The organism is Streptomyces sp. NPDC002130 (genome assembly GCF_040296465.1).
GTDB lineage: Bacteria > Actinomycetota > Actinomycetes > Streptomycetales > Streptomycetaceae > Streptomyces.
The window spans coordinates 1-4,589 of record NZ_JBEOXI010000410.1; the positions used below are offsets into that span (position 1 = coordinate 1).

7 protein-coding genes are annotated in these 4,589 nt (G+C 65.7%); all 7 read right to left on the reverse strand.

The window, feature by feature from the left end; genetic code table 11:
• Positions 1-119: 119 nt before the first annotated feature.
• The 7 genes from ABT116_RS39790 to ABT116_RS39820 all read right to left on the reverse strand — a co-directional run bounded on the left by ABT116_RS39790 (position 120) and on the right by ABT116_RS39820 (position 4,491).
• Positions 120-578, reverse strand: a complete 459-nt coding sequence (locus tag ABT116_RS39790) for an HtaA domain-containing protein (RefSeq protein WP_298776102.1) — start codon at positions 576-578, stop codon at positions 120-122.
• 136 nt (positions 579-714) lie between these two features.
• Positions 715-1,071, reverse strand: a complete 357-nt coding sequence (locus ABT116_RS39795) for a hypothetical protein (RefSeq protein ID WP_351644771.1) — start codon at positions 1,069-1,071, stop codon at positions 715-717.
• A 201-nt stretch (positions 1,072-1,272) separates the two neighbouring features.
• Complete coding sequence (locus ABT116_RS39800; protein WP_351644776.1) at positions 1,273-1,923, reverse strand: OmpA family protein; 651 nt, start codon at positions 1,921-1,923, stop codon at positions 1,273-1,275.
• A gap of 8 nt (positions 1,924-1,931) precedes the next feature.
• Entirely contained in the window at positions 1,932-2,516 is a 585-nt protein-coding gene (locus ABT116_RS39805) for a hypothetical protein (RefSeq protein ID WP_351644779.1), read from the reverse strand.
• Positions 2,517-2,550: 34 nt separating this feature from the next.
• On the reverse strand, positions 2,551-3,153 hold the full coding sequence (locus ABT116_RS39810; RefSeq protein ID WP_351644784.1) for a pilus assembly protein TadG-related protein: 603 nt from the start codon (positions 3,151-3,153) through the stop codon (positions 2,551-2,553).
• A complete protein-coding gene (locus tag ABT116_RS39815; RefSeq protein ID WP_351644789.1) occupies positions 3,150-3,383 on the reverse strand; it encodes a Flp family type IVb pilin in 234 nt (77 codons plus the stop codon). Before ABT116_RS39815 ends, ABT116_RS39810 begins: the two co-directional genes overlap by 4 nt.
• 145 nt (positions 3,384-3,528) lie before the next feature.
• Entirely contained in the window at positions 3,529-4,491 is a 963-nt protein-coding gene (locus tag ABT116_RS39820) for a response regulator transcription factor (RefSeq protein WP_351644791.1), read from the reverse strand.
• Between the last annotated feature and the right edge of the window lie 98 nt (positions 4,492-4,589).

The window sequence follows — 4,589 nt, forward strand, 5'->3', positions numbered from 1 at the left end:
GGAAGGCCCAAGCAGCCGTGGCGTTGGAGCGCCACGCAGTGCGTTACGCGTCCGCAGTCGAGATGGGGGAGGAGGACAACGTGTCCCTCGATCCATTCTGAAAGACCGCAAGATGTCTGTCAGTTGCGGTCACTGCCGATTGTCAATGGCGAGAGTCTCGTACCCGAAGGGTAATTGGCGCCGAACACAGCTGAGCCGGCGGCGGTCACCTGTACTTCGGCTCGCAGGACAGACGCTGAGCTCTCGATACCATCGAGGGTCGCAATCACGACGCGTTCCGGCGCGTCCAGAGCGGTCCTCACGCTCAGTTGCCCCTGCGTCTCGTTCACACGAACTTCCGGATCGGCAATGACGATATCGAGAAGCCCGTCGTGAGCACGAAGATGGATCGCGCCACTGAACTCGGCAATCCGAACCCCGTCTGCGTCATGATGATCGGACGCCAGTGGCCAGACCAATTCGTCACCCAGCTCAACGAGGCCAGACACATACGAAATCTCACCCAGCGCGCGAACATACTGCAGCAGAGACTCTTTCACAGACCAACTCAAGATTGTGGGACTACTGTTCTCTGTCATTCCCAAGCCTCCTTCTCGTGCGCCGAAATGTGAACGGGACGTGATCCGCTCGGATGCTGACCGACCGAGCCCAGCGTCGACGACCTCGAGTCCCGTTCCAACGGCCACGCGCAATATCGTTCCATGGTTCGCCCGGCTATCCGTCGGGGTCGAACCACTCACGCGACCGGGCCCGGCGCAACAGCACGATGACCGCCACCGGCATCGCCGCCTGCGTGATGCCCCGCAGATCACCGTGCAACAGCGTGCCGAACGACAGCCACACGATCCACGCCTGTACGGCGATCAGGGCGCGGCTCGTCCACACCCCGCCCTGCCACAGGCGCCGGGCCAGGTAGATCCCGGCCACGCTGGGCAGCGAGTCGTACACCAGGATCCCGAAGATCTCCCCGGAGTAGTACGTCACCACCGACAGCACGGTGATCACGTACAGCGCCGTCAGCGCGAACTGCACCCACAGCAGTACCTGCGCCCAGCCCAGCTCCCTCGGCAACGGCGAACGCCGTTCCCAGGACGGGCTGTTCTGTGCACCCCCCGTTCCGTGCGGGGGTATCCGGTCACCGGCAGGGGACATGCGCGACCTCGGCTCAGCTCGATAAACGGCCGTTCAAGACGGATACCGAGCCGAGGCTAAGGAACGTCGATCACGCACGCATGGGCCCGTGGCCCCAACCCCGGGCCCACTTTCGGTGACTCAACTCTCTGTGCGCGGAAAGGAGACCTCGACACGGCGGTTCTTCTTGCGGCCGGTCTCCGAGGAGTTGTCGGCGATGGGGTACTGCTCGCCGTAGCCGCGGACCTCGTACGTGACGTTGGAGTTTGTCAGTTGCTGGTCGAGGACGTTCTGTACGGCGTCGGCGCGCTTCTTGGAGAGGACGTCGCCGTGTGCGGAGGAGCCGAGGTTGTCCGTGAAGCCGAAGACGCGGATCTTCGTCGCGTTCTGCGTCTTGATCTCCTCCGCGATCGCGGCGATACGGGCCTTTGCCTCGCCGCTGAGTTTCGCGCTGTCCTTGCCGAAGAGGACCTCGGCCTGGAGGGCGAACTTGACGTCAGCGTTGGTGTCCTCGCGGCGTTCGTCGCCGCTTTGGTCTTCTACGACCTGTTTGATGTCGAGGACTTTGGGTTCGGCGAGGGTGGCCCCTTCGGGGATCTTGAGGTCGGGGTCGTTGGGGTCGACCTCGACGGGGGCGGAGGCGGAGGCCTCGGTGCCGGGTGGGACGCCGGGGGTTTCGTCGGCCTGGGCCGAGACGGCGCCGTAGAGGTTCGTGGCGACCATGAGGCCGGCGGCGGTGAGGACCAGGGCGAGGCGTGGAGTCGCCGATCGGGTACGCGTGCGGGTTTTCATGGCCGGCCTCACCCGGAGATCTTGATGGTGCCGCTGGAGAACGTCGGGACCTGGAGGGTGACGTCGGTTGCGCTCGCGGGGGGTGCGGGGAACTGGATGAAGACGGGGATGGTCTGTCCGGACTGGATCGTGGTGAGACCTGTCGTGGTCAATGGCCGTCCATCAGTGTCGCGCAGTACGTAGTAGCGCTTCTTCCCCTTCGAGTCCACGAGCGTGGCGCCGCCGAGTGACGTGCCGTGCTTGAGGATCTCCGTCTCGTCACCGCGCAGTTCGGCAGGGATGGTCACCGAACCAGAACCGTCGTTCTTGAACTGGCCGTTGACAGTGAGGAAGCCGCCCGCGTCCCGCTGCGCCGACGTGATCTGAAAGAGCAACCCATCCTTGCCCTTGAGTTCGGCCAGCGGCGCCTCGGACTTGCCCTCCTGAGCGCTGGGCGCGGAGCCGCGGTCCTTGGAAGCGGAGGCCGAGGTATCCGGCTTCTTGTCGTCGTCGCCACCACCGCCACTGCAGCCGACCGCGCCCAGGGCCAGTCCGGCCGCCATGGTCAACGCGACCATCCTCCTGCGGGCCCTCTCAGTGAACCGCATGCTCATCTCTCCGCTTCCTTCATCACTCGTCGTTCGCTTCTCAGTCGGCCAGGTGGACGTCGAAAAGATCCTCGGGTTCCGGAAGCTCGGTGAGGTTGTCCGGTTTCAGATCCCAGTTCCTGCCGTCGCAGGTGAGACGGGGGAGTTCGTCGTCCCCCGCGTCTTCGGGAAGGGGCTTGAACTCGCAGAGGCGCTCGATGACGGCCGTGGCATTGGCCGTCGATCTCTTCTGCGCTGTGGCGGGGACGATGGACTCCCCCATCGGCTTCCGCGTCTGCACAACGACCTCGTATCCCAGAGGCAATCCGCTGCCCGAGCATCCCTGGACATCGGCGTCGTTCTGGCCCGCTAGCTGATACGCACGTGAGCACGGATCGCCGACCAGTTGTACGTTGCCGTTGAAGATGTCCTGCCACTTGTCCGGGTCGAGAACTGCCTTGGCCCATTCGCCTGCAAGCTGGTCCCGGGCCTCCTGGGCCGCCGCGAGCGCCGCGGCATCTGCCGCCGTCTGGGCGCTACCCCGATTCACCGTGGCCTGGCCGACCGCGAAGTAGGCGAGCGCAAGGAAGAGCAGGCCCCCCACCACCGTGATGTAGATGGGGAAAGCCTGCCCTGCGTCGCCGTACCTGCGAGGTCGTGTCAATTCCCGACCCGGTCGATCAACGTTGTGATCTTGTTGAGGATTGTCGTCCCGATGCTGGTACCCGTGATCGCCAGCACGATCGCCACCACCACCGCGATGATGCCCAGGTACTCGACCGCCGTCTGCCCCTTGTCGTCGGCGCGGCGCTGCATCGCCTCGACGGTCGTGTTCTTCCAGCCGTTCACACGGACCTTGGTCGCGACGGCGGTCTTCAGCATCAGGTCGCTCATGGTGTTCCCCTCCGGATTCGGCTGTGTCGTTTTCGACACGAGGAACGTACGGCGTCACGCCCTGTCCTTCAGAGGGCCCCAGGGCCCAAATCCGGGCCCAATCGCTCGGGCTCAACGGGTTGTTCCTCCATCGCGTCACCGGAGGTCACCCCAGTCCCCGACGCGTGTCCGGCGCTGTGCCGATCCACTTCGCTGCGGCCTCGGAGCGGCTGGTGCTGTGCAGCTTGGCGAAGATGCGGTTGATGTGGTTCTTGACGGTCTTTTCGCTGATGAAGCACGTGGCGGCGATCTGCTGGTTGTTCATGCCGGACGCGATGAGGTCCATGATCTCCGCCTCCCTCGTGCTCAGTTGGAACCGCGACCTGTCGGGAGCAGCCGGACGGCCACTCGTCCACTCAGACGAAGACTGTCCCACATGTGGTTGCATTTGCGAAAGGTTTTCTGGAGAAATGAGCGGGGGTGGGGCGGGGTGAGGAGCGAAATGGGCTGGCTGGGAGGGGTTCTGAGGTTGACTATGCGATTTTGCGGAAGTGGGAATTCCGTATGCAGTCGCACTCGATGAACCGCCCAGACCTTCCGGCAGGGGCGGAGCCGGCGTCTGGTCCCGGCGGAGTTGGGCCAGCAGGGCGCCCGCCGCCGTGGGCGTGAAGTGGGGCCGGCCCTCCTTGATGTCCCGTACGGCGTCGACCAGCTGGTCGGCCGTGAACTCGCCGTGGACCAGGTAACCGCCCGCTCCCCGGCGCAGGGCCTCCTGGACGATCTCGGACTCCCTGCTGTAGGTCAGCATCACCACGGGAGCGATCCCCACCAGGTGCGGGAGGGCCGAGATGCCGTCCACGCCGGGCATGCGCACGTCGAGGAGGACGACGTCCGGGCGGTGTTGGTGGGCGGCCTCGTAGGCCTGGCGGCCGTCGACGGCCTCCGCCACGACCTCGATGTCCGCGCGGCCGGAGAGCAGGGCGGTCAGACCGGCCCGGACGACCGGGTTGTCGTCCGCCACGACGACCCGGAGGCGACGAACCGGTTGTGCCGGTTGCGGGAGGTCGGCGAACGGGTGGTGCGGTGGCGGCTGCGGGGCGCCGGTGGGGTGGGGCCTCTGGTCCGGCATCAGGGGCCTCCTCTCGGGTCGTGGGGTCATGCGGTGGGGGTGGTCAGGGCGGCCAGGGGCAGTTCCAGGCGTACCTCCGTGCCCTGGGAGTGGCCGCC